The organism is Mucilaginibacter sp. FW306-07-L (genome assembly GCF_058782065.1).
The window spans coordinates 854,768-877,419 of the sequence record NZ_JBYSXI010000002.1 but is presented as its reverse complement, the minus strand read 5'-3'; the positions used below and the strand labels follow the sequence as shown (position 1 = coordinate 877,419).

18 protein-coding genes and 5 tRNA genes are annotated in these 22,652 nt (G+C 42.1%); 22 read left to right on the top strand and 1 reads right to left on the bottom strand.

Going from position 1 to position 22,652, the window contains the following annotated elements; genetic code table 11:
• The first annotated feature begins 103 nt into the window (after window positions 1–103).
• Window positions 104–1,471: a beta-helix domain-containing protein gene (locus tag AC3WJC_RS14080; RefSeq protein ID WP_492399741.1), complete on the top strand. Its 1,368-nt coding sequence runs from the start codon at window positions 104–106 to the stop codon at window positions 1,469–1,471.
• A gap of 59 nt (window positions 1,472–1,530) precedes the next feature.
• Here the strand turns inward: AC3WJC_RS14080 and AC3WJC_RS14075 are convergent, their stop codons facing one another.
• A complete protein-coding gene (locus tag AC3WJC_RS14075; RefSeq protein WP_492399740.1) occupies window positions 1,531–3,285 on the bottom strand; it encodes a bifunctional lysophospholipid acyltransferase family protein/GNAT family N-acetyltransferase in 1,755 nt (584 codons plus the stop codon).
• 87 nt (window positions 3,286–3,372) lie between these two features.
• Here AC3WJC_RS14075 and AC3WJC_RS14070 point away from each other — a divergent pair, with 87 nt between their 5' ends.
• From AC3WJC_RS14070 to AC3WJC_RS13970, 21 genes are all read left to right on the top strand, one after another.
• The gene (locus tag AC3WJC_RS14070) at window positions 3,373–4,206 is read left to right on the top strand and encodes a ComEA family DNA-binding protein (protein WP_492399739.1); all 834 of its coding nucleotides are present in this window, start codon (window positions 3,373–3,375) and stop codon (window positions 4,204–4,206) included.
• On the top strand, window positions 4,203–4,730 hold the full coding sequence (locus AC3WJC_RS14065) for an adenine phosphoribosyltransferase (RefSeq protein ID WP_492399738.1): 528 nt from the start codon (window positions 4,203–4,205) through the stop codon (window positions 4,728–4,730). Before AC3WJC_RS14070 ends, AC3WJC_RS14065 begins: the two co-directional genes overlap by 4 nt.
• 107 nt (window positions 4,731–4,837) lie before the next feature.
• Window positions 4,838–5,032 carry a 30S ribosomal protein S21 gene (rpsU, locus tag AC3WJC_RS14060; RefSeq protein ID WP_492399737.1) on the top strand — a complete coding sequence of 65 codons (195 nt, stop codon included), beginning with the start codon at window positions 4,838–4,840 and terminating at the stop codon, window positions 5,030–5,032.
• 72 nt (window positions 5,033–5,104) lie between these two features.
• Window positions 5,105–6,016, top strand: coding sequence for a tyrosine-type recombinase/integrase (locus tag AC3WJC_RS14055; protein WP_492399736.1), 912 nt, complete (start codon window positions 5,105–5,107; stop codon window positions 6,014–6,016).
• A 12-nt stretch (window positions 6,017–6,028) separates the two neighbouring features.
• The gene (gene hpf / locus AC3WJC_RS14050) at window positions 6,029–6,376 is read left to right on the top strand and encodes a ribosome hibernation-promoting factor, HPF/YfiA family (RefSeq protein WP_492399735.1); all 348 of its coding nucleotides are present in this window, start codon (window positions 6,029–6,031) and stop codon (window positions 6,374–6,376) included.
• A gap of 255 nt (window positions 6,377–6,631) precedes the next feature.
• A tRNA-Thr gene (locus AC3WJC_RS14045) sits at window positions 6,632–6,704 on the top strand.
• A 31-nt stretch (window positions 6,705–6,735) separates the two neighbouring features.
• Window positions 6,736–6,816, top strand: a tRNA-Tyr gene (locus AC3WJC_RS14040).
• A gap of 84 nt (window positions 6,817–6,900) precedes the next feature.
• A tRNA-Gly gene (locus tag AC3WJC_RS14035) sits at window positions 6,901–6,973 on the top strand.
• 121 nt (window positions 6,974–7,094) lie between these two features.
• Window positions 7,095–7,166 (top strand) — tRNA-Thr (locus tag AC3WJC_RS14030).
• A 52-nt stretch (window positions 7,167–7,218) separates the two neighbouring features.
• Entirely contained in the window at window positions 7,219–8,406 is a 1,188-nt protein-coding gene (gene tuf, locus AC3WJC_RS14025) for an elongation factor Tu (RefSeq protein WP_492399734.1), read from the top strand.
• Between the two features lie 102 nt (window positions 8,407–8,508).
• Window positions 8,509–8,579: transfer RNA gene (locus tag AC3WJC_RS14020), tRNA-Trp, on the top strand.
• A gap of 26 nt (window positions 8,580–8,605) precedes the next feature.
• On the top strand, window positions 8,606–8,800 hold the full coding sequence (secE, locus tag AC3WJC_RS14015) for a preprotein translocase subunit SecE (RefSeq protein ID WP_228951084.1): 195 nt from the start codon (window positions 8,606–8,608) through the stop codon (window positions 8,798–8,800).
• Window positions 8,801–8,813: 13 nt separating this feature from the next.
• Window positions 8,814–9,356 carry a transcription termination/antitermination protein NusG gene (gene nusG / locus AC3WJC_RS14010; RefSeq protein ID WP_492399733.1) on the top strand — a complete coding sequence of 181 codons (543 nt, stop codon included), beginning with the start codon at window positions 8,814–8,816 and terminating at the stop codon, window positions 9,354–9,356.
• Between the two features lie 185 nt (window positions 9,357–9,541).
• Window positions 9,542–9,985 carry a 50S ribosomal protein L11 gene (rplK, locus tag AC3WJC_RS14005; RefSeq protein WP_194102315.1) on the top strand — a complete coding sequence of 148 codons (444 nt, stop codon included), beginning with the start codon at window positions 9,542–9,544 and terminating at the stop codon, window positions 9,983–9,985.
• Between the two features lie 21 nt (window positions 9,986–10,006).
• Window positions 10,007–10,705 carry a 50S ribosomal protein L1 gene (rplA, locus tag AC3WJC_RS14000; protein ID WP_492399732.1) on the top strand — a complete coding sequence of 233 codons (699 nt, stop codon included), beginning with the start codon at window positions 10,007–10,009 and terminating at the stop codon, window positions 10,703–10,705.
• Window positions 10,706–10,707: 2 nt separating this feature from the next.
• Window positions 10,708–11,229 (top strand): 50S ribosomal protein L10, encoded by a 522-nt coding sequence (gene rplJ / locus AC3WJC_RS13995; RefSeq protein ID WP_492399731.1) that lies wholly within the window; start codon window positions 10,708–10,710, stop codon window positions 11,227–11,229.
• A 63-nt stretch (window positions 11,230–11,292) separates the two neighbouring features.
• Window positions 11,293–11,676, top strand: a complete 384-nt coding sequence (gene rplL / locus AC3WJC_RS13990) for a 50S ribosomal protein L7/L12 (protein WP_492399730.1) — start codon at window positions 11,293–11,295, stop codon at window positions 11,674–11,676.
• Window positions 11,677–11,847: 171 nt separating this feature from the next.
• Window positions 11,848–15,651, top strand: a complete 3,804-nt coding sequence (rpoB, locus tag AC3WJC_RS13985) for a DNA-directed RNA polymerase subunit beta (protein WP_492399729.1) — start codon at window positions 11,848–11,850, stop codon at window positions 15,649–15,651.
• 102 nt (window positions 15,652–15,753) lie between these two features.
• The gene (rpoC, locus tag AC3WJC_RS13980) at window positions 15,754–20,040 is read left to right on the top strand and encodes a DNA-directed RNA polymerase subunit beta' (RefSeq protein ID WP_492399728.1); all 4,287 of its coding nucleotides are present in this window, start codon (window positions 15,754–15,756) and stop codon (window positions 20,038–20,040) included.
• A 108-nt stretch (window positions 20,041–20,148) separates the two neighbouring features.
• Window positions 20,149–20,895 carry a tyrosine-protein phosphatase gene (locus AC3WJC_RS13975; protein WP_492399727.1) on the top strand — a complete coding sequence of 249 codons (747 nt, stop codon included), beginning with the start codon at window positions 20,149–20,151 and terminating at the stop codon, window positions 20,893–20,895.
• 277 nt (window positions 20,896–21,172) lie between these two features.
• Window positions 21,173–22,570, top strand: a complete 1,398-nt coding sequence (locus AC3WJC_RS13970) for a UDP-glucose 6-dehydrogenase (protein WP_492399726.1) — start codon at window positions 21,173–21,175, stop codon at window positions 22,568–22,570.
• Window positions 22,571–22,652: the final 82 nt, after the last annotated feature.

The window sequence follows — 22,652 nt, the reverse complement described above, 5'->3', positions numbered from 1 at the left end:
ATTCAGTTAACCTCCAGTTGATCTAAGCATAACGTTAAGATCAACTGGTGTTTAAATTAACTTAACATACTACAGAGATATTTGCATTAAATAGAAATAGAAAATGAAAAAACACTTTTATTTATTCGGAATTGCGGGTTTGATGGCATTAGCATCTTGCTCAAGCAGTAATAATGACGATCCTACACCTACGCCTCCTGCTGGTGGCAACCGTGATGTAAGAGGTACAATTACTAAAGATACCCACTGGACTGCCGAAAATACTTACCGTTTAAGAGGTTATGTATATGTTGATAATGGTGCAACTTTAACTATTGACCCAGGAACTAAGATCGTAAGTAACAAGGATTCAGCCGGTGTATTGATCATCTACAAAGGCGCAAAAATTAAAGCTGCCGGTACGGTTGATAAACCAATTGTATTTACATCAAACGAAACCGAGAAAAAACCAGGTGACTTTGGTGGTTTAGTACTGGTAGGTACTGCTAAAGGTAACGGTAACCACGGTGTAATTGAAGGTGGTGTTGATATTAATCACCAGGCTTTTGGTGGCGATAAAGACGATGATAACTCAGGTATCTTACAATATGTACGTATTGAATATGCCGGTAAAGCGGTTAACCCAGGTGATGAGGTTAATGGTTTAAGTATGTATACTGTAGGTAGCGGCACTACTGTTGATCACGTGCAGATTGTACGTGGCTTGGATGATGCTTTTGAATTCTTTGGTGGTTCATTCAACGCTAAATATCTTATCGCTTACAATTGTGCTGATGATGATTTTGACTTTGATGACGGATATCATGGTAAAATTCAGTTTGCTGTATCGGTAAAAGATCCTGCATTTACTGATAACAAAGGTACAAGCGGTGATATTTCAAATAACTTTGAGTTTGATAATACAACTGATGCTAAAGGTTACATGTTAACACCTAACACCTTCCCGTTAATGTCAAACTTTACCGCTATCGGCCCTAACAATGCTGCCGGTACATCAACTGATTACGGTAACAATGCCCGTTTCAGAAGAGGTGCTAAATTTATCCTGGCTAACTCGGTTGTAATGGGTGGTCAAAAAGCAGGTATCGTTATTGACAACGATGTAACTGTAGGTTACTATATATCTGGCGAAAGTGGTTTTAAAAACAGCTTGCTGCAATCATACGGTGCCAATTACAAAGTTGATAAATTAACCAATGCAGCTTTACTTGATGCCGCTGGTTTAAAAGCGCTTGTTGAAGGCCGCGACGGTACAAAATCATACGCTGATGCTGCCGCTGTAGGTTTAACTGATCCATTTAACAATGCAACGCCTAACCTGGCTCCAAAAACAGGTACGCCAGCATTAACTACTGCTGCTAAATTTGAAGGCTCAATTAACGATGCTTTCTTTACCAAAGTAACTTACCTTGGTGCTGTTGATCCGGCAAACGACTGGACAAAAGCTGCATGGGTATCTTGGAGCAGATAATTAGTTTCAAACAATACTATAAATAAAAAGGGTTGGCAATTTGCCAACCCTTTTTTGTGTTATGAGCTTTTTGCCAGTTTCTCCAGCATTTCCTGCGGAACCTTTTCCAGGTCAAGCACCAGGAAGCCGTCGAGCGAGTCGGCAAACTTAGGGTCAATGTTAAAGCAAATGATCTTGGCATTTAAGCCGATGTACTGGCGCAGCAATACAGGCACCTTCATACTGCGTACCTCAATGTCCGATATGATACTGTCCAGCATCTTAAAATTATCTTCGCCACCTTTTAGTATATCGGTATCAACGCTCGAAAAATCTACCTTGAACTTTTTACGGGGCTTTACATATTGTGCCAATTCATGGTCGAAATGATTACGGTTGATGTAATCTACAATAAGTGATTTAGACAGCTTTGAAAACGAGTTGCTGATGCTTACCGGGCCAATAAGGTAACGGTAGCGCGGGTTCTCGATCAAAAAGCGGAATATGCCTTTCCACATCAAATAAAGCGGCAGCGGTTTTTGCTGGTACTCCTTACGGATGAATGAGCGGCCCAGTTCCAGGCTTTTGCGTAGTACAGGCAATAGCTGCGATTTAATTTTAAACAACTCGGCTATGTAAAATCCGCTTTTACCCATACTGTAAAAAATCTCATCGCCTAAACCAATGCGGTAGGCACCCACTATTTTTTTGGCATCCGTATCCCAGATAAACAGGTGGTGATAATAAATATCATATTCATCCAGGTCAACCTTTTTATTCGTTCCTTCGCCAACCTCACGAAAGGTGATCTCACGCAAACGGCCGATCTCCCTGATGATACAAGGTATGGTTGATGGCGGCGCTATAAATAATTCATAAGTACCCTCGGCAACGTACCGGTAGTTTTCGCGCAGTGCAGCCACTTCTTTTTCAATAATAGCGGCATCTGTTTCCGCGACTATCTGCTCCGGTGTCTTGCGTATTTTAAACAGGTTACTCGGGCTGAAAAGTTTTTTCTCTTCGGCAAGGCCGGCACCCAGGGCATAAGTTTTAGCCCGTAAAAAATTTAAAAGTTTTGGGCCGTTGTTATTGTCGGGTATATCAGCATATTGTATCGGCTTGCCTATCCGCAGTTTGATGGTATGGCCTTGCTTATTAAATAATTCAGAAGGTAATTTAGCCGTACGCAGCGTGGGGTGGATAATGCTGAGCAAGTTAAACAGCAAACCATTATTACCATGAAAATAGATAGGTACAACAGGCAGTTTTGCTTTGGCTATAATTTTACCAACAACCGGGTGCCAAAGGCGGTCAGTAACCTCGCGCTTTTCAAGCTTAAAGGTTGATACCTCGCCAGCCGGAAAGATGCCCAGTGGCGTACCGCTGTTTAAAAGCTCAAGCGTGTTTTTTAAACCACTAATGCTTGATGAATGCTCCACGTTTTCAAATGGGTTCACCGCTATAAAGTAATCGGCCAGGTTAGGTATCTTTTTAAGTAAAAAGTTAGCCATTATTTTGGCATCAGGCCTAACGGTGCAAAGTATTTTGAGTAACACCATGCCTTCAATGCCACCATACGGGTGATTGGCAATGGCGATAAAGCCACCATCTTTCGGAATGTTTTTCAGGTCGGCTTCATCATACTCAATGGTTACGCCGCAGCCTTTTAGTATGGCATCTACAAAATCAGGCCCTTGTTTAGGTTGGGCCTGGGCAAATAAATCATTTACCTGGTTTATTTTCATCAACTCCATCAGCAATGCAGCCAGGCCGGGCATTTTTAGTTTATCCAGCTTAGTTGCTTTTGCAAATTCGTCGGTTGTTATTATCTTCATCAGTCGCTATAATCGATGCTCTATGCTACAAAAAAAACTAAATATCCGCAATTTTATCCAAATAATGGTTGCTGAAGGCGTGCTATAATGGTATATCGTACAAATCATCTGGCAATAAGTAAAAAAACGTGGAACGGCCTGGTGGTATTGTTCGTTTTGATAATAGCGGTCATAATAGTTAAGTACAGTTTGGCGAAATACGCGGCACCGGTAACTGATAAACAGCGAATAATCGCCTTATCAAAACGGATGAATAAGGTCAGCCCGGGTGAAGCGGCTGATGTAAAGATCACAGCGAAGTTTAATCCTGACACGCTTTCATTTGCGGGCTGGCGTAACCTTGGTTTGAGCGACAGGCAGGTAACCGTAATTATGCATTATAAAGATAAAGGTGGCCGGTTTTACAGCAAAGTTGATGTAGCGAAACTTTACAGCATATCTCCGCAAAAGTATAAACAGCTTGAGCCGTATATCGATCTGCCTGATCGCGGAACCTCATATCCGCGTAAAACAAAACTTACCGCTCCCGTTGAGCTCAATTCAGCCGATTCCGCAGAGCTAACAAAGGTGTACGGTATTGGCCCTGCGTTTGCCTCGCGAATTATCAAATACCGGAAGCTGCTTGGCGGCTACATTAATAAACAGCAATTAATGGAAGTTTACGGCCTCGATGCAGATAAGTACGTGGAGATAAGCCCCCAGGTAAAGGTAAACGCCGCTGCCATCATCAAGATCAATATAAATATGGTTGAGGCTGATGCGCTAAACCGCTTGCCGTACTTGAGTTACAAGCAGGCAAACGCCATTGTTCAGTACCGTTTGCAGCATGGCAAATATTTAAGCGCTGATGATTTGACAGATATTGCGATATTAGATGCGCGAACCATAAATAAGATTAAGCCATATCTTCAGTACCAATGATAGAGCAGCAAATAAAGCAAGCCATACGTGATATACCTGATTTTCCGAAACCGGGCATCGTTTTTAAAGATATTACACCTATATTAAAGGATGCCGGTTTATGCGGCAGAATAACAGATGAATTTGTAGCCAAGCTGATAGGGCAGCAAATTGATGCGGTGGCGGGTATTGAAAGCCGTGGTTTTTTATTCGGCCTGACGCTGGCTAATAAGTTGGGCGTGCCTTTTGTACCCGTGCGTAAGGCAGGCAAACTGCCCGCTGCCGTAACGCAAAAAGTGTATGAACTGGAATATGGCAGCGCTACTATAGAGCTGCATACCGATGCCTTTGAACCAGGCTGCCGCGTACTGATACATGATGACTTGCTGGCAACAGGTGGTACAGTTAGCGCCGCCAGTGAGTTGATACAGGAAATGGGCGGGGAGATAGTAGGTTTTACCTTTGTGGTAGGCCTTGGTTTTTTAAATGGGCGGGAGCGTATAGCGCCGCTTAGCGACACCATAATTATGCTTGCTGAGTATTAATTGCACAAGTGTTTATAAGCCAATAAAATAAAACCAAACAAGCATTTTAAAAAATGAAATATTATATCTACCTTCGTCGTCCCTGAAAGGAGGTATTTAAGGAGCATATGATTATAATCAACGTTAAAGAAGGCGAATCATTAGACAAGGCGTTAAAACGCTTTAAAAAGAAATTTGAAAAAACTGGTGTTCTTAGAGAACTTCGTAGTCGTCAGGCTTTCGAAAAAAAATCAGTTACCCGCCGTACAGTAGTTAAAAACGCTGTATACAAACAAGGTTTAAATTTAGATACTACTGCGTAATTTTAGCCGAAAAGCGAAAATCTCAGTTTTCTACAAAACATATTAAAAACTATTTGTACATTCAATTAAAGGATGTTTCAAATAGTTTTTATGTTTTTAGAGCGTTTTATAAATTATTTACAGTTTGAAAAAAGGTATTCGCCGCACACCGTTGCAGCCTACCGTTCAGACCTGGAGCAATTCTTCGCTCACCTGACAGGAGAGGGGCATCCGCCCGAAAGCCCTGCTGAAATTACCCACCATGATATTCGCGGCTGGATGGTTACGCTGATGGATGCGGATAAACGCAGTCCGCGCAGCATTAACCGTAAAGTAGCCACCCTGCGCAAGTATTTTAAGTTTTTAGTACAGGAGCAGCTTATAACTACTAACCCCGCTGCAAAGGTTAACACGCCCAAAATACCCAAAAGCCTGCCCGTTATTGTTGAGGATGAAAAACTGGCCCGGATGCTTGACAGCGATACGGTATTTGAAAAGAACTTTGAAGGCCTGCGCGATAAGCTGGTTGTCGAGCTTTTATTTGGCACCGGCATCCGTTTGGCTGAGTTGTTAGGACTTAAAGACAGTGATTTTAATGCCTATGAGGGTACCATCAAAGTTTTAGGTAAGCGTAATAAAGAGCGTATTATCCCGGTTAATCGCGAACTGTCATTATTACTGACCGACTACCTGGAGGTAAAGAAAAATCAAAATTTTGATAACAATTTGTTAACGTTAATCGTTACAAATAAAGGAGCAACATCATATCCGAAACAAATTTATTTGATAGTGCAAAAGTATCTCTCCTATATATCAACTCAAAAAAAACGCAGCCCGCATGTGTTGAGGCATACTTTTGCTACTGCCTTATTAAATAACGGGGCGGATCTGAATTCCATTAAAGAGCTTTTGGGCCATGCCAATCTCAGTGCGACCCAGGTGTATACACACAATTCTGTTGAACGATTAAAGTCTATTTATAAACTCGCCCATCCCAAGGCATAAAAAGGAGGAAACATGAAAATTACAGTGCAATCAATCCATTTTACCGCAGACAAAAAATTGTTAGACTTTATCCAGAAGAAGGCCGACAAACTTGACACGTTTTATGACAACATCGTGAGCGGCCAGGTTTACCTGAAATTGGAGAATGTTGAAGACGAAGCCAACAAGGTTTCGGAGATAAAACTGCAGCTTCCGGGCAGCCAACTGTTTGCCAAGGAGCAATGCAAGACCTTTGAAGAAGCCACCGACTTGGCCATTGAAGGTTTACGTAAGCAGATTGAAAAACATAAACAAAAGAAAAATGCAACCGAAGCAGCGGCTAAAAAAGCTATTTTAACCAATGCTGAGTACGAATCATAAATTATAAAATACTGTAAATCAAACAGCCAATCGGCGGGTAATTTACCCGCCGATTTTTTTTGTTAAAAAATTTGGTGCGGCGTTAAAATTTTGTAAATTTGCAGTCCCTTTCAGAAAGGTAATTAATGCGCCTTGTAAACTGAAAAACAGATGTTCTTTAAAATGTAAAATAAAAGTTTGTAATTAATAAACCATTGATATCTTTGCACCCACAATTGAGGGTAGATGCAGAGAGGATAAGGTTGAGAAATATAAGCCTCCTTAGCTCAGCTGGTAGAGCAACTGACTTGTAATCAGTAGGTCATTGGTTCGATCCCGATAGGAGGCTCTTGTAATTTCAATAACATTGAATTGCAAATGGGGGGATACCAGAGCGGTCAAATGGGACGGACTGTAAATCCGTTGCTTCGGCTACGAAGGTTCGAATCCTTCTCCCCCCACATTATTAAATTCTAAAAATCTAAATACCAAATCCAAAAGATAATACTTAGGGTTAGGGATTTAGATTTTAGAGTTTAAAAAAAGCGGAAGTAGCTCAGTTGGTAGAGCGATAGCCTTCCAAGCTATAGGTCGCGAGTTCGAACCTCGTCTTCCGCTCAGTTAAATGTCGGATTTCGAAATATCAAATTCGGGATCTAAATAAAGCGATCAAGGAGTAACGATTATAAATGGAGATAAATTCGAAATTGAAGATCCGAAATCCGAAATCAAAAAATAAGCCGACGTAGCTCAGGGGTAGAGCACTTCCTTGGTAAGGAAGAGGTCATGGGTTCAAATCCCATTGTTGGCTCAGGTAAGAGAATTATAAAAGATAAATTAACCTACAAAAATTAATATAAATCATGGCAAAAGAAAAGTTTGACCGTAGTAAGCCGCACTTAAACATCGGTACTATCGGTCACGTTGACCACGGCAAAACCACCCTTACAGCTGCAATTACAAAAGTATTGGCAGATGCGGGTTTATCTGAAGCTCGTTCTTTCGATTCAATCGACTCTGCTCCTGAAGAAAAAGAGCGTGGTATCACTATTAATACTGCACACGTTGAGTACTCAACTGCTAACCGTCACTACGCACACGTTGACTGTCCAGGTCACGCGGATTACGTAAAAAACATGGTTACCGGTGCTGCTCAAATGGACGGTGCAATCATAGTAGTTGCTGCTACTGATGGTCCGATGCCGCAAACCCGTGAGCACATCCTGTTAGCCCGTCAGGTAGGTGTACCTGCACTTGTTGTTTTCATGAACAAGGTTGACATGGTTGATGATCCGGAATTATTAGAATTAGTTGAAATGGAAATTCGTGAATTATTATCATTCTACGAATATCCAGGTGACGATATTCCAGTTATCCAAGGTTCTGCTCTTGGTGGCTTGAACGCTGACCCTCAGTGGGTTGGTAAAATCATGGAGTTGATGGATGCTGTAGATAACTACATTCCAATCCCTCCACGTTTAACTGATCTTCCATTCTTGATGCCGGTTGAGGACGTATTCTCAATCACTGGCCGTGGTACAGTTGCTACCGGCCGTATCGAGCGTGGTGTGATCAACTCTGGTGAGCAAGTTGACATCCTGGGTATGGGTGCTGAGAACTTAAAATCAACCGTAACAGGTGTTGAGATGTTCCGCAAGATCCTTGACCGTGGTGAAGCTGGTGACAACGTAGGTTTATTACTACGTGGTATTGAGAAAACCGATATCCGTCGTGGTATGGTAATTTGTAAACCAGGTTCAGTAACTCCTCACACAGACTTCAAAGCAGAAGTTTACGTATTGTCAAAAGCTGAAGGTGGCCGTCACACGCCGTTCTTTAACAAATACCGTCCGCAATTCTATTTCCGTACAACTGACGTAACAGGTGAAATTTCACTTGCAGAAGGTGTAGAAATGGTTATGCCAGGTGATAACGTAACGATCACTGTAAAATTGATCAACGCTATCGCTATGGAAAAAGGCTTACGTTTCGCTATCCGTGAAGGTGGCAGAACAGTAGGTGCTGGTCAGGTAACTGAGATCTTAAACTAATCTCTCCTTATCCTGCAATAGCAGTAAAAGGTTAGGTTAATTATAAAACAAAGTACTCGGAAGCAATTCTGAGTACTTTGTTTAATATAAAAAACTAAGTACACGGGAATAGTTCAATGGTAGAATAGAGGTCTCCAAAACCTTTGATCAGGGTTCGAATCCTTGTTCCCGTGCTTATACAGAGAGAGCAAACACTAAAATGGCTAACGTAACTGAGTATATAAAAGAGTCGTACATAGAGTTAACCGAAAAGGTGACCTGGCCAACCTGGAGAGAACTGTTAAACAGCGCTATATTGGTGTTGGTTGCAGCGATCATCATCGCCGCGGTAATTTTTGGTATGGACCAATTAATTGGTTACATCCTTAAACAATTCTATAGTTCACTGGCTTAATTTTTTGAATAGGATGAGTGATCAGTTAAAATGGTACGTAGTTAGAGCCATAAGTGGTAAAGAAAAAAAGGTTAAGCAATATATTGATGCTGAAGTTAGTCGCTTAGGTATCTCTCACCTTATACCGCAGGTACTTATACCTACCGAAAAGTACTACCAGATGCGTGATGGAAAAAAGATCGCTAAAGAGCGTAACTATTTTCCAGGCTATGTTTTAATGGAAGCCGCTTTAGACGGTGAGCTGGAGCACATCATCAAAAATATAAACAGCGTAATAGGCTTTTTAGGTGATAAAGCCGGTAACGCTATCCCTTTACGCCAGGCAGAAGTTAACCGTATCTTAGGTAAGGTTGACGAAATGACCGCCCAAACCGAAACCATTAACGTACCCTACTATGTGGGCGAAAATGTTAAGGTCATGGATGGCCCTTTCAATGGCTTTAGCGGTGTAATTGAAGAGGTAAACGAAGAGAAAAAGAAACTGAAAGTAATGGTAAAGATATTCGGACGCCGTACGCCGCTTGAATTGAATTACATGCAGGTAGAGAAAGAATAATAGTTAGCGGTAATGTAAGGGCATTGAACTGTGCTCTTTTAATCGTTAAATATATAAAGAAGTTGGGTGAATGTTTTAAGAGATAATGGGTTTAACCACTCACTAATCAAAATTCACCACTCATCAACAAAATGTTACATAGCTTCCACTTACTAACATTGAGTAATTATTAAAGTAAATTTAAAATGGCAAAAGAAGTCGGTGCGTTAGTAAAACTACAAGTTAAAGGCGGCGCTGCAAATCCATCTCCTCCAATTGGCCCAGCATTGGGTGCAAAAGGTGTGAATATAATGGAATTTTGCAAGCAGTTTAATGCACGTACCCAGGATAAACCTGGCAAAGTGTTACCTGTGGTTATTACTGTTTACGTAGACAAGTCTTTTGATTTTATCATTAAAACCCCTCCTGTAGCTATCCAGTTGCTTGAGGTATCAGGTTTAAAAAGCGGCTCAGCAGAACCCAACCGTAAAAAAGTTGCAACTGTAAGCTGGGATCAGGTTGAAACCATCGCTAAAGATAAAATGACTGACTTAAACGCGTTCACAGTTGAATCGGCCATGAAAATGGTAGCAGGTACTGCGCGCAGCATGGGGATCAACGTATCAGGTACGGCTCCCTGGAACAATTAATTTATAAATCAGTTTAAGACAGTGGCAAGATTAACAAAAAATCAAAAAGCGGCACTATCCAAAATTGAGGCCAATAAAGCATACTCATTACAGGATGCATCTGCTTTGGTAAAGGAAATTTCCTTGACCAAGTTTGACGCATCAGTAGATATAGATGTACGTTTAGGTGTTGACCCGCGTAAAGCCAATCAAATGGTGCGTGGTATAGCAACACTACCTCATGGAACCGGTAAAACTGTACGTGTACTGGTACTTTGTACGCCTGACAAAGAGCAGGACGCAAAGGACGCAGGTGCAGATTACGTAGGTTTGGATGATTATATTGCCAAAATTGAAGGCGGATGGACTGATGTTGATATTATCATAACTATGCCAAGTGTTATGGCTAAGGTAGGTCGTTTGGGTCGTATATTAGGCCCTCGTAACCTTATGCCTAACCCTAAATCAGGTACAGTAACTACCGATATCGGTAAAGCTGTAACTGAGGTTAAGGCTGGTAAGATCGACTTTAAGGTTGACAAAACCGGTATCATCCATGCCTCAATAGGAAAGTCATCTTTCCCTGCTGAGAAAATTTATGAGAATGCTCTGGAAATTTTACAGACCATTTCAAAATTAAAACCATCAGCAGCAAAAGGAACATATTTCAAGAGTATCCACCTCTCTGCAACTATGTCGCCAGGAATTGAAATTGAAACCAAAACAGTAGCGGGGATCTAATCATGAATAAAGAAGAAAAATACGAACTTGTTCTTGCCCTTACTGAGCAAATCAAAGAGTACGGTAACTTTTATATTACTGATACTGCTGATTTAACGGTTGCAAAAATCAATGATATCCGTCGTCAGTGTTTTGAAAATGACATCAAAATACAAGTAGCTAAAAACAGCTTGATCAAAAAAGCTATGGAAGCTGCAGGCGGAGATTTCGATCCGATATATGATGTATTAAAAGGTTCATCATCAATACTTTTCTCTAAATCAGCAACAGCTCCGGCTAAGTTGATTAAGAAACTGAGAAGAAAAGGTGACAAACCGGTATTAAAAGCAGCATATATTGATTCGGCGGTATTTATTGGTGACAACCAACTTGATACTTTGACCAAACTAAAGTCAAAAGAAGAGTTGATTGGCGAGATAATAGGATTACTGCAATCACCAGCAAAGAATGTTGTTTCAGCGCTACAATCAGGCGGAAACATACTGGCAGGCATCGTGAAAACATTACAAGAGAGAGAAGGTTAACGAACACCTTATTTAAGTTCGCAATTAAAACATACAAAGCATTAAAGTAAAAATTTAAATACAATGGCAGATTTAAAAGCGTTTGCTGAACAGTTGGTAAACTTAACAGTAAAAGAAGTAAACGAATTAGCTCAGATTTTAAAAGACGAGTACGGCATTGAGCCTGCTGCTGCAGCTGTTGCTGTTGCTGCTCCTGCTGCTGGTGATGGCGATGCCGCTCCAGCTGCTGCTGAGAAAACAGCTTTCGACGTTATCCTGAAAGAAGCTGGTGGTCAAAAATTAGCTGTAGTGAAATTAGTTAAAGACTTAACCGGTCTTGGTTTGAAAGAAGCAAAAGATCTTGTTGATGGTGCACCAAAAGAATTAAAAGCAGGTGTATCTAAAGAAGAAGCTGAAGCTCTTAAAAAACAATTAGAAGAAGCCGGAGCGGTAGTTGAGGTTAAATAAGTTAACCCAACACACAATAGCATCAGACTCCGACCGTTTTAGGTCGGGGTCTATTGCTGTTTATACAGGTTTTAGATTTGAGAGATCAGATATGGCCGCACAGGCGATGCTCAAATTTTTATAATCAGAAATATCATATCTGATAGTATAATTAAACTAAATTTTAATCCCTTGGCAAACACAAAAAATCAAAGAGTAAACTTTGCAACCAGCCGTAAGGTATTGGAATACCCGGATTTCCTGGATGTTCAGTTACAATCTTTCCGGGAATTTTTTCAATTGGAAACAACTTCAGACAACCGTTATAAAGAGGGGCTGTTCAAAGTATTTGCCGAAAATTTTCCTATATCAGATTCAAGAAACATCTTCGTTCTTGAATTTCTTGATTATTTTATTGATCCGCCGCGTTACGATATACAAGAGTGTATTGAGCGTGGTTTAACTTATAGCGTACCGTTAAAGGCCAAGCTAAAGTTATCATGTAATGACGAGGAGCATGAAGATTTTGAAACGATAGTACAGGACGTGTACCTGGGTACCATCCCGTACATGACGCCTAAAGGTACCTTCGTTATCAACGGTGCAGAGCGTGTTATTGTATCGCAGCTTCACCGTTCACCAGGTGTGTTCTTCGGCCAAAGCCGCCATACCAACGGTACTAAACTTTACTCAGCCCGTGTAATTCCGTTCAAGGGATCATGGATCGAGTTCGCTACTGACGTTAACAACGTTATGTACGCTTATATTGACCGTAAAAAGAAATTCCCGGTTACTACGCTGCTTCGCGCCATCGGTTATGATTCAGACAAGGACATCCTTGAGCTCTTTGAACTGGCCGACGAGGTTAAGGTAAGCAAGTCAGGCCTGAAAAAATTCATTGGCCGTAAGCTTGCCGCAAGGGTGCTTAAAAAATGGGTTGAAGACTTTGTTGATGAAGATACTGGTGAGGTAGTGTCTATTGACCGTAATGAGATCATCCTTGAGCGCGAAACTATACTGGAAGACGATCATATTGATATGATAATCGATGCAGGTGTGAAAACAATCATCCTGAATAAGGAAGATGCTTCAACCAGCGGTGATTATACCATTATATATAATACCTTACAAAAAGATACTTCAAACTCGGAGAAAGAAGCGGTGGAGCACATCTATCGTCAACTACGTAATGCTGAACCGCCTGATGAGGAAACCGCCCGTGGTATCATCGACCGTTTGTTCTTCTCTGATAAAAGATATGATTTGGGTGATGTTGGCCGTTACCGCATCAACCGCAAGCTTAAATTAGATACTTCTGACGAGATCAAGGTATTGACCAAGCAGGATATCATCGCTATTGTTAAATACCTGATCAAACTGATCAACTCAAAAGCAGAAGTGGATGATATTGATCACTTGTCAAACCGTCGTGTACGTACCGTAGGTGAGCAGTTATATGCTCAGTTTGGTGTAGGTTTAGCGCGTATGGCCCGTACCATACGTGAGCGTATGAACATTCGTGATAACGAGGTGTTCACGCCAACCGACCTGATCAACGCGCGTACATTATCGTCAGTTATCAACTCATTCTTTGGTACCAACCAGCTATCGCAGTTTATGGACCAAACCAACCCATTGGCGGAGATTACGCACAAGCGTCGTCTTTCAGCTTTAGGTCCCGGTGGTCTGTCCCGCGAGCGTGCAGGTTTCGAGGTTCGTGACGTTCACTACACCCACTACGGTCGTTTGTGTACCATCGAAACTCCCGAAGGCCCGAACATTGGTTTGATCTCATCACTTTGCGTACACGCCAAAATCAATAACCTGGGCTTTATTGAAACACCATACAAACGTGTGGTTGAAGGTAAAGTAGCGGTTGATGAGCCTGTGGTATACTTATCCGCAGAGGACGAGGACGGCAAAACCATCGCGCAGGCTAACGCCATGTATGATGATAAAGGTGTTTTTGAAACTGCCCGTGTTAAAGCACGTTTTGAAGGTGACTTCCCGGTAATTGAGCCTGAAAGGCTGGATTATATGGACGTTGCGCCAAACCAGATCACATCAATCGCGGCATCGTTAATTCCGTTTTTGGAGCATGATGATGCTAACCGTGCATTGATGGGCTCGAACATGCAACGCCAGGCTGTGCCGCTTTTACGCCCTGAGGCACCAATTGTAGGTACAGGTTTGGAAGGCCGTGTAGCAAAAGACTCACGTACACTGATCAACGCCGAAGGCAATGGTGTAGTGGAATATGTTGATGCTAACGAGATCCGTATTAAATATGACCGTAACGAGCTTGACCGCCTGGTATCATTCGATGGTGATTCACAATCATACCGTTTAACCAAGTTCAAGAAAACGAACCAGAGCACTACCATGAACCTGAAGCCGATTGTTAAAAAAGGCGAAAGAGTTGAAAAAGGACAGGTGCTTTGCGAAGGTTACGCAACACAGGATGGTGAACTGGCATTAGGCCGTAACCTTAAAGTGGCATTCATGCCTTGGCAAGGTTACAACTTTGAGGATGCGATCGTGATCTCAGAGCGTGTGGTATCTCAGGATATCTTCACTTCATTACACGTTGAGGAGTTCGAACTTGAAGTTCGTGATACCAAACGTGGTGAAGAAGAGTTGACTGCCGATATTCCTAACGTATCTGAAGAAGCCACCAAAGACCTTGACGAAGACGGTATCATCCGTGTTGGTGCCGAGGTTAAGGAAGGCGATATATTGATCGGTAAAATTACCCCTAAAGGCGAGTCAGACCCTTCTCCGGAAGAGAAATTGTTACGTGCCATATTTGGTGATAAAGCCGGTGATGTTAAAGATGCTTCCTTAAAAACTCCGCCGTCTATCAGCGGTGTGGTAATTGATACCAAATTATTCTCTCGTGCTAAAAAAACTTCAAAAGCTGAAGAAAAAGCGCAATTAGAGAAATTGGATGTTAAGCATGACAGGGCACTTAAAGAGCTTAAAACCACTTTAATTGACAAGCTGTTTGAGATTGTGAACGGTAAAACCTCACAAGGTGTTTACAACGTTTACAAGGAACTGTTTGTACCTAAAGGTGTTAAGTTTACCCAAAAGATACTGACCGAACTTAATTATGATAACATCAACCCAACTAAATGGACAACTGATGATGATAAGAACGATCAGATCAAAACCCTGCTGCATAACTACAACATCAAAATAAACGAAGAGCTTGGCGCTTACCGTCGTGATAAATTCGCGATCAGCGTTGGTGATGAGCTTCCATCAGGTATCGTACAGATGGCTAAAGTTTACATCGCTAAAAAGCGTAAGCTTAAAGTGGGTGATAAAATGGCGGGCCGTCACGGTAATAAAGGTATTGTTGCACGTATTGTACGTGATGAGGACATGCCTTTCCTGAGCGATGGAACACCGGTTGATATTGTACTTAACCCACTGGGTGTACCTTCGCGTATGAACCTTGGGCAAATCTACGAAACCGTATTAGGCTGGGCCGGTAAAGAGCTTGGTGTAAAATTCGCTACGCCTATTTTTGATGGTGCAACCCATCAGGAGGTAGAGGAGTGGATTGAGAAAGCAGGCGTTCCTGAGTCAGGACAAACTTACCTGTACAACGGCTTAACAGGCGATCGCTTTGACCAGCCAACTACAGTAGGTATTATCTATATGCTTAAACTTGGCCACATGGTTGATGATAAGATGCACGCCCGTTCAATCGGCCCGTACTCACTTATTACACAACAACCATTGGGTGGTAAGGCTCAATTTGGTGGTCAGCGTTTTGGTGAGATGGAGGTTTGGGCACTGGAAGCATTTGGTGCAGCCAACATCCTGCAGGAGATACTTACCGTTAAATCGGATGATGTTATCGGCCGTGCTAAAACTTACGAAGCCATTGTTAAAGGTGAAAACCTGCCTACACCATCAGTTCCTGAATCATTCAACGTACTGGTTCATGAGCTTCGCGGCTTAGGTTTAGATATCACGCTGGAGTAATTATAGAATTATTGAAGCACTGAATTATTGATTTAATTCAGTGCTTTAAAAAATCAATAATTCAGTAATTAAATCCTTCAATAATTAAAATCAAAGGGGACTATGTCTTACAAAAAGGATAATAAAATCAAAAGTAATTTCACCAGCATTACGATCAGTCTGGCTTCTCCGGAGTCAATACTTGAGCGTTCAAGCGGTGAGGTTTTAAAGCCGGAAACCATCAACTACAGGACTTACAAGCCTGAGCGTGATGGTTTATTTTGCGAACGTATCTTCGGTCCGGTTAAAGATTATGAGTGCCATTGCGGTAAATACAAACGTATCCGTTACAAAGGCATCGTTTGCGATCGCTGCGGTGTTGAAGTAACTGAGAAGAAAGTACGCCGTGAGCGTATGGGCCACATTAACTTAGTGGTTCCGGTTGCGCACATCTGGTACTTCCGTTCATTACCAAATAAAATAGGTTACCTTTTAGGTTTACCAACCAAAAAGCTCGACCTTATTATATACTACGAAAGATATGTAGTAATACAGCCGGGTATTAAAGAAGGTGACGGCATCCAGAAAATGGATTTCCTTACTGAAGAAGAATACCTTGACGTATTAGATACTTTACCGAAAGAGAACCAGTACCTTGACGATAAGGATCCACAGAAATTTGTGGCCAAGATGGGTGCCGAGGCGCTTGAAGAATTACTGAAACGCCTTGACCTGGATTCACTTTCATATAACCTGCGTCATCAGGCAGCAAACGAAACTTCACAACAACGTAAAAACGAGGCATTAAAACGCCTGCAGGTTGTTGAGGCTTTCCGTGATGCTAAAACCCGTATTGAGAATAACCCGGAGTGGATGATCGTTAAGATCGTTCCGGTTATCCCGCCTGAATTGCGTCCGTTAGTACCACTGGAAGGTGGCCGTTTCGCAACGTCAGACTTAAATGACCTTTACCGCCGTGTAATTATCCGTAACAACCGTTTAAAACGTTTGATCGAGATCAAAGCACCGGAAGTGATCTTACGTAACGAAAAACGTATGCTGCAGGAAGCTGTGGATTCGTTATTCGATAACTCACGTAAAGTTAACGCGGTAAAAACTGAAGGTAACCGTGCCCTTAAATCACTTTCAGATATCCTGAAAGGTAAACAAGGCCGTTTCCGTCAAAACTTATTAGGTAAACGTGTGGATTACTCTGCCCGTTCGGTAATTGTTGTAGGGCCAAACCTTAAATTACACGAGTGCGGTTTACCTAAAGATATGGCGGCCGAGCTGTTTAAACCATTTATCATCCGCAAAATGATTGAGCGTGGTGTGGTTAAAACAGTAAAATCAGCCAAAAAGATTGTTGACCGTAAAGACCCATTAGTTTGGGATATATTAGAGAACGTACTTAAAGGGCACCCTGTATTATTAAACCGTGCGCCAACGCTGCACAGGTTAGGTATCCAGGCATTCCAGCCACGTTTGGTTGAAGGTAAAGCTATCCAGTTGCACCCTTTAACCTGTACCGCGTTCAACGCCGACTTTGACGGTGACCAAATGGCGGTTCACGTGCCGCTGGGTAACGCGGCTATTTTAGAGGCCCAGGTATTGATGCTTGCATCACACAACATCCTGAACCCTGCTAACGGTACGCCTATCACCGTACCATCTCAGGACATGGTGCTTGGTTTGTACTACATAACCAAAGGCCGTAAAACTGATGAAACACGCGTGGTTAAAGGCCAGGACTTGTCATTCTACTCTGCCGAAGAGGTAATTATCGCTTATAACGAGAAGAAGATCGACCTGCACGCCTTTATTAAAGTTAAAGCTAACGTTAAAGAGCGCGATGGCAGCATCGTAAATAAATTGATTGAAACTACTGTAGGCCGCGTACTGTTTAACCAGCATGTGCCTGAAGAAGTAGGTTATATTAATGAACTGCTTACCAAAAAATCATTACGTGATATTATTGGTGAGGTAGTTAAAAACACCGGTATGGCACGCGCCGCCCAGTTCCTTGATGATATTAAGGAGTTAGGTTTCAAAATGGCATTCCAGGGTGGTTTATCATTTAACCTGAAGGATATCAATATTCCGGAAGAAAAAGTTACGCTGATTGAACAAGCTTCAAAAGAAGTGGAAGAAGTTATGGGTAACTATAATATGGGTTTTATTACTAACAACGAGCGTTACAATCAGATCATCGATATCTGGACACGTATCAACAACCGTTTAACGGCGAATGTAATGAACATCCTGTCTACCGATAACCAAGGCTTCAACTCTGTATATATGATGCTTGACTCAGGTGCACGTGGTTCTAAAGAGCAGATCCGTCAGCTTGCAGGTATGCGTGGTTTGATGGCCAAGCCTCAAAAATCAGGTTCAGGTGGCGAGATCATCGAAAACCCGATCCTTTCAAACTTTAAAGAAGGCCTTTCGGTATTAGAGTACTTTATCTCTACCCACGGTGCCCGTAAAGGTTTGGCGGATACGGCGTTGAAAACGGCGGATGCGGGTTACTTGACCCGTCGTTTACATGACGTTGCCCAGGATATGATCGTAGGTGAAGTGGATTGCGGTACTTTAAGAGGTATCTACACCACAGCGCTGAAAGATAACGAGGATATTGTAGAGCCATTATACGATCGTATTTTAGGCCGTACCTCACTGCATGATGTTACCGACCCTATTACTAACGAATTGTTGGTATCAGCCGGTCAGGACATTACTGAGGAGATCGGTAAAAAGATCGAAAATTCACCGCTTGAAGGTATCGAAATACGTTCGGTATTAACATGCGAAAGCAAACGCGGTGTGTGCGCGCTTTGCTACGGCCGTAACCTTGCAAGCGGTAAGCGCGTGCAAAAAGGTGAAGCTGTGGGTGTAATTGCCGCACAGTCAATCGGTGAGCCGGGTACACAGTTAACACTTCGTACCTTCCACGTGGGTGGTACGGCATCAAACATCGCGGCTGAATCACAGATCAATGCTAAGTTTGATGGTGTAATTGAATTTGAGAATGTTCGTACGGTACAGTATGAAACAGAAGAAGGACCGGTTGATGTGGTATTAGGCCGTTCTGGCGAGTTCCGCATTATTGAGGCCGGAAGCAATAAAGTGATCATGACCAACAACATCCCTTATGGTGCATACCTGTATGCTAAGGATGGCAGCAAGATTACTAAAGGCGACCGTATCTGTTCATGGGATCCGTACAACGCGGTTATTATATCGGAGTTTGCTGGTACTGCCAGGTTTGAGGCCGTGTTAGAAGGCATCACTTTCCGTGAAGAATCTGACGAGCAAACCGGTCACCGTGAAAAAGTTATTATCGATACCAGGGATAAAACCAAGAACCCGGTTATCCAGGTAGCTGATAACAAAGGTGAGATCATCAAAGGATATAACATCCCGGTTGGTGCGCACATCGCGGTTGATGAAGGTGAGAAGCTTAAAACAGGACAAGTTATCGCTAAGATCCCACGTTCAACAGGTAAAACACGAGATATTACAGGTGGTTTACCACGTGTAACCGAGTTGTTTGAAGCACGTAACCCATCAAACCCTGCCGTTGTAACTGAAATTGACGGTGTGGTAACTTTAGGTGGTGTTAAACGTGGTAACCGTGAGATCAGCATTGAATCAAAAGATGGTCAGGTTAAAAAATACCTGGTACCACTTTCAAAGCACATCCTTGTACAGGATAATGACTTTATAAAAGCAGGTATGCCATTGTCTGACGGTTCAATATCTCCTGCCGATATATTGGCCATTAAAGGCCCTGCAGCAGTGCAGGAGTACCTGGTGAATGGTATACAAGAGGTTTACCGTTTGCAGGGTGTGAAAATTAACGATAAGCACTTTGAGGTTATCGTTCACCAAATGATGCAAAAAGTATCTATTGAGGATGCAGGTGATACCCGTTTCCTTGAAAGAGAATCTGTTGATAGCTGGGATTTCATGCTGGAGAATGACGACATATTCGATAAGAAAGTTGTTGTTGAGCCGGGTGATTCAACCACGCTTAAAGCCGGTCAGATCATCTCATTACGTAAACTGCGTGATGAAAACTCCGCGCTTAAACGCCGTGATATGAAACTGGTAGAGGTGAGGGATGCCATCGCGGCAACATCAAGCCCTATACTGCAAGGTATCACCAGGGCATCATTAGGCACTAAGTCGTTTATCTCGGCTGCATCGTTCCAGGAAACTACCAAGGTTCTGAACGAGGCTGCAATCGCTGGTAAACGTGATAAAATGCTTGGTTTGAAAGAGAACGTTATCGTTGGTCACCTGATCCCTTCAGGTACCGGTTTACGCGAGTACGAAAATATCCGCGTAGGTTCCCAGGAAGAGTTTGACCGCCTGATGGCCTCTAAAACAGAGGACGTTGAAGCATAATAACTTTGCCGGATAATTATTTAACAAAGCCTTCCGTTTATATGGAAGGCTTTGTTATTTTTAGGGTAATAAAAACCTAAATGTAACTTTCCAGTTTTATTAGAATTTATGTTCAGTTTTTTTAAGAAAAAGGCGTTGCCTGATGTGCGGTTTGACTGGTTGGGTACAGATATTCACTCTCATTTACTGCCCGGAATAGATGACGGATCGCCTGATCTGGAATCAAGCATCACTTATATAACGGCGCTAAATCAGCTTGGCTTTAATAAATTTATCTGCACGCCTCACATCTTTATGGAGGTGCATCCTAATAACCGTAATACCATAACGGGTGCGTTAAACAAGGTACTGGCTGCTGAAGAGATCAAACACCTTGGCGTAAGCGTATCTGCCGCGGCTGAATATATGGTTGATAATGATTTTGGCCCGTTGATGAACGCCGAAGAAAGTATGATGGAGTTGCCTAACAAGCATCTGCTTATCGAAATGTCATACCTGTCTGAAACGCCGGATATTGAGAGTTATGTTTTTGAATTGAATGTTCAGGGCTACAAGCCTATTCTCGCTCACCCCGAGCGTTATAACTTTTACCACCACAAACCCGAAAAAATAAAGCGGTTTAAGGATATGGGCTGTTTACTGCAACTCAACCTGCTTTCAGTTACCGGATACTATGGGCGTGAGGTTAAGCAGACTGCCTTACGTTTGCTTAAAGAGGGCGTTTACTCACTTGCCGCTACTGATTTTCACCACGACAAACATTTACAGGGCTTCCAGGATGCACGCTTATGGAAGGATGTTTATGACGAGGTGAAAAATTACGAATTCCGTAACCAGGAATTATTTGGTGTGTAATACATATAACAATAATATGGCCCTGTTTACAACAAAGTGTTTATTATTACGTATACTTATCGAGCATTGGTTTAAACACCCGTGTTTGCGATATTGATAATTAAACAAGCATAAAAATAAATTTATTTTGCTTTTTTTTCTGCTTTAGTGAAAATATTTAATTTAATATCTATCTTAGCGCAGTCGTACCATGCTTATTTGCATTGCTTAATAAATTGATAATAATTATTTTATACAGTAATATACCTCAAGCTTTATAAATCACTTCAATCTATATATGAACAAGAAAATTACAAAAATTTGCTGTATTGGTGCCGGATACGTAGGCGGGCCTACAATGGCGGTAATAGCGCAAAAATGTCCGCATATTAAAGTTACCGTTGTTGATCTTAACGAAGCGCGTATTGCCGCGTGGAATGATCCTGATACAGAAAATATTCCTGTTTATGAGCCCGGCCTTTCTGCCGTAGTTGCTGAGGCCCGTGGCCGCAACCTGTTTTTTTCAACTGAAGTTGATAAAGCTATAGATGAAGCTGAATTAATATTTATCTCAGTAAATACACCTACCAAAACCTATGGTGCCGGTAAGGGTATGGCTGCAGATTTAAAGTACATTGAACTTTGCGCGCGCCAGATAGCACGTGTTGCAAAGGATGATAAAATAGTGGTTGAAAAATCAACGCTTCCGGTACGTACTGCCGAAGCGGTTAAAAATATATTACAAAACACCGGTAACGGTGTAAACTACCAGATACTTTCAAACCCGGAGTTTTTGGCAGAAGGTACCGCGGTAGAGGATCTGCACGCGCCTGATCGTGTACTGATCGGTGGCGACACAACTCCGGAAGGACAAGAAGCCCTTAACGCGCTTGTTGATGTGTATGCAAACTGGGTACCGCGTGAGCGTATTTTAACTACCAATCTTTGGTCGTCTGAATTATCAAAACTTACCGCGAACGCTTTCCTGGCGCAGCGTGTATCATCTATCAATGCACTGTCTGAACTGTGTGAGCGTACTGGTGCTGATGTAACCGAGGTTGCCCGTTCTATCGGTACCGATAGCCGTATCGGCCCTAAGTTTTTAAAAGCATCAGTAGGCTTTGGTGGTTCATGTTTTCAAAAGGATATTTTAAACCTGGTTTACATTGCCCGTTCATACGGTTTGCAAGAGGTTGCTGATTATTGGGAGCAGGTGATCATCATGAACGATCACCAAAAAAGCCGTTTTGCCAATAATATTGTTAAAACACTGTACAATACCGTATCCGGTAAAAAGATAGCATTTTTAGGCTGGGCCTTTAAAAAGGACACTAATGATACCCGTGAATCAGCTGCTATTTATGTTGCTGATGCCTTGTTGAACGAAGAAGCAGGTATTGCGGTATACGATCCGAAAGTGCCGGAATCTCAAGTGTTTTTTGACCTTGATTACTTAGGAACACGCCCTGCTGAGAAAAACAAGCAACTGGTTACTAACTTCAGTGATCCGTATGAGGCTTGTAAAGATGCGCATGCCATTGCTATACTAACCGAGTGGGATGAGTTTAAGGGATATGACTGGAAACGGATTTTCGACAACATGAAAAAGCCTGCTTTTGTATTTGACGGCCGCAGTATTATAGATTCGTCTGCATTAACGGAGATCGGTTTTAAAGTTTATACAATCGGTAAATAAATGTTATGTGACTTTTAGTATAGTCAGCTTTAGTGCAAAGTATTAAATAGGAAAAGAATTTTTGCACATAATTGAGTTATTG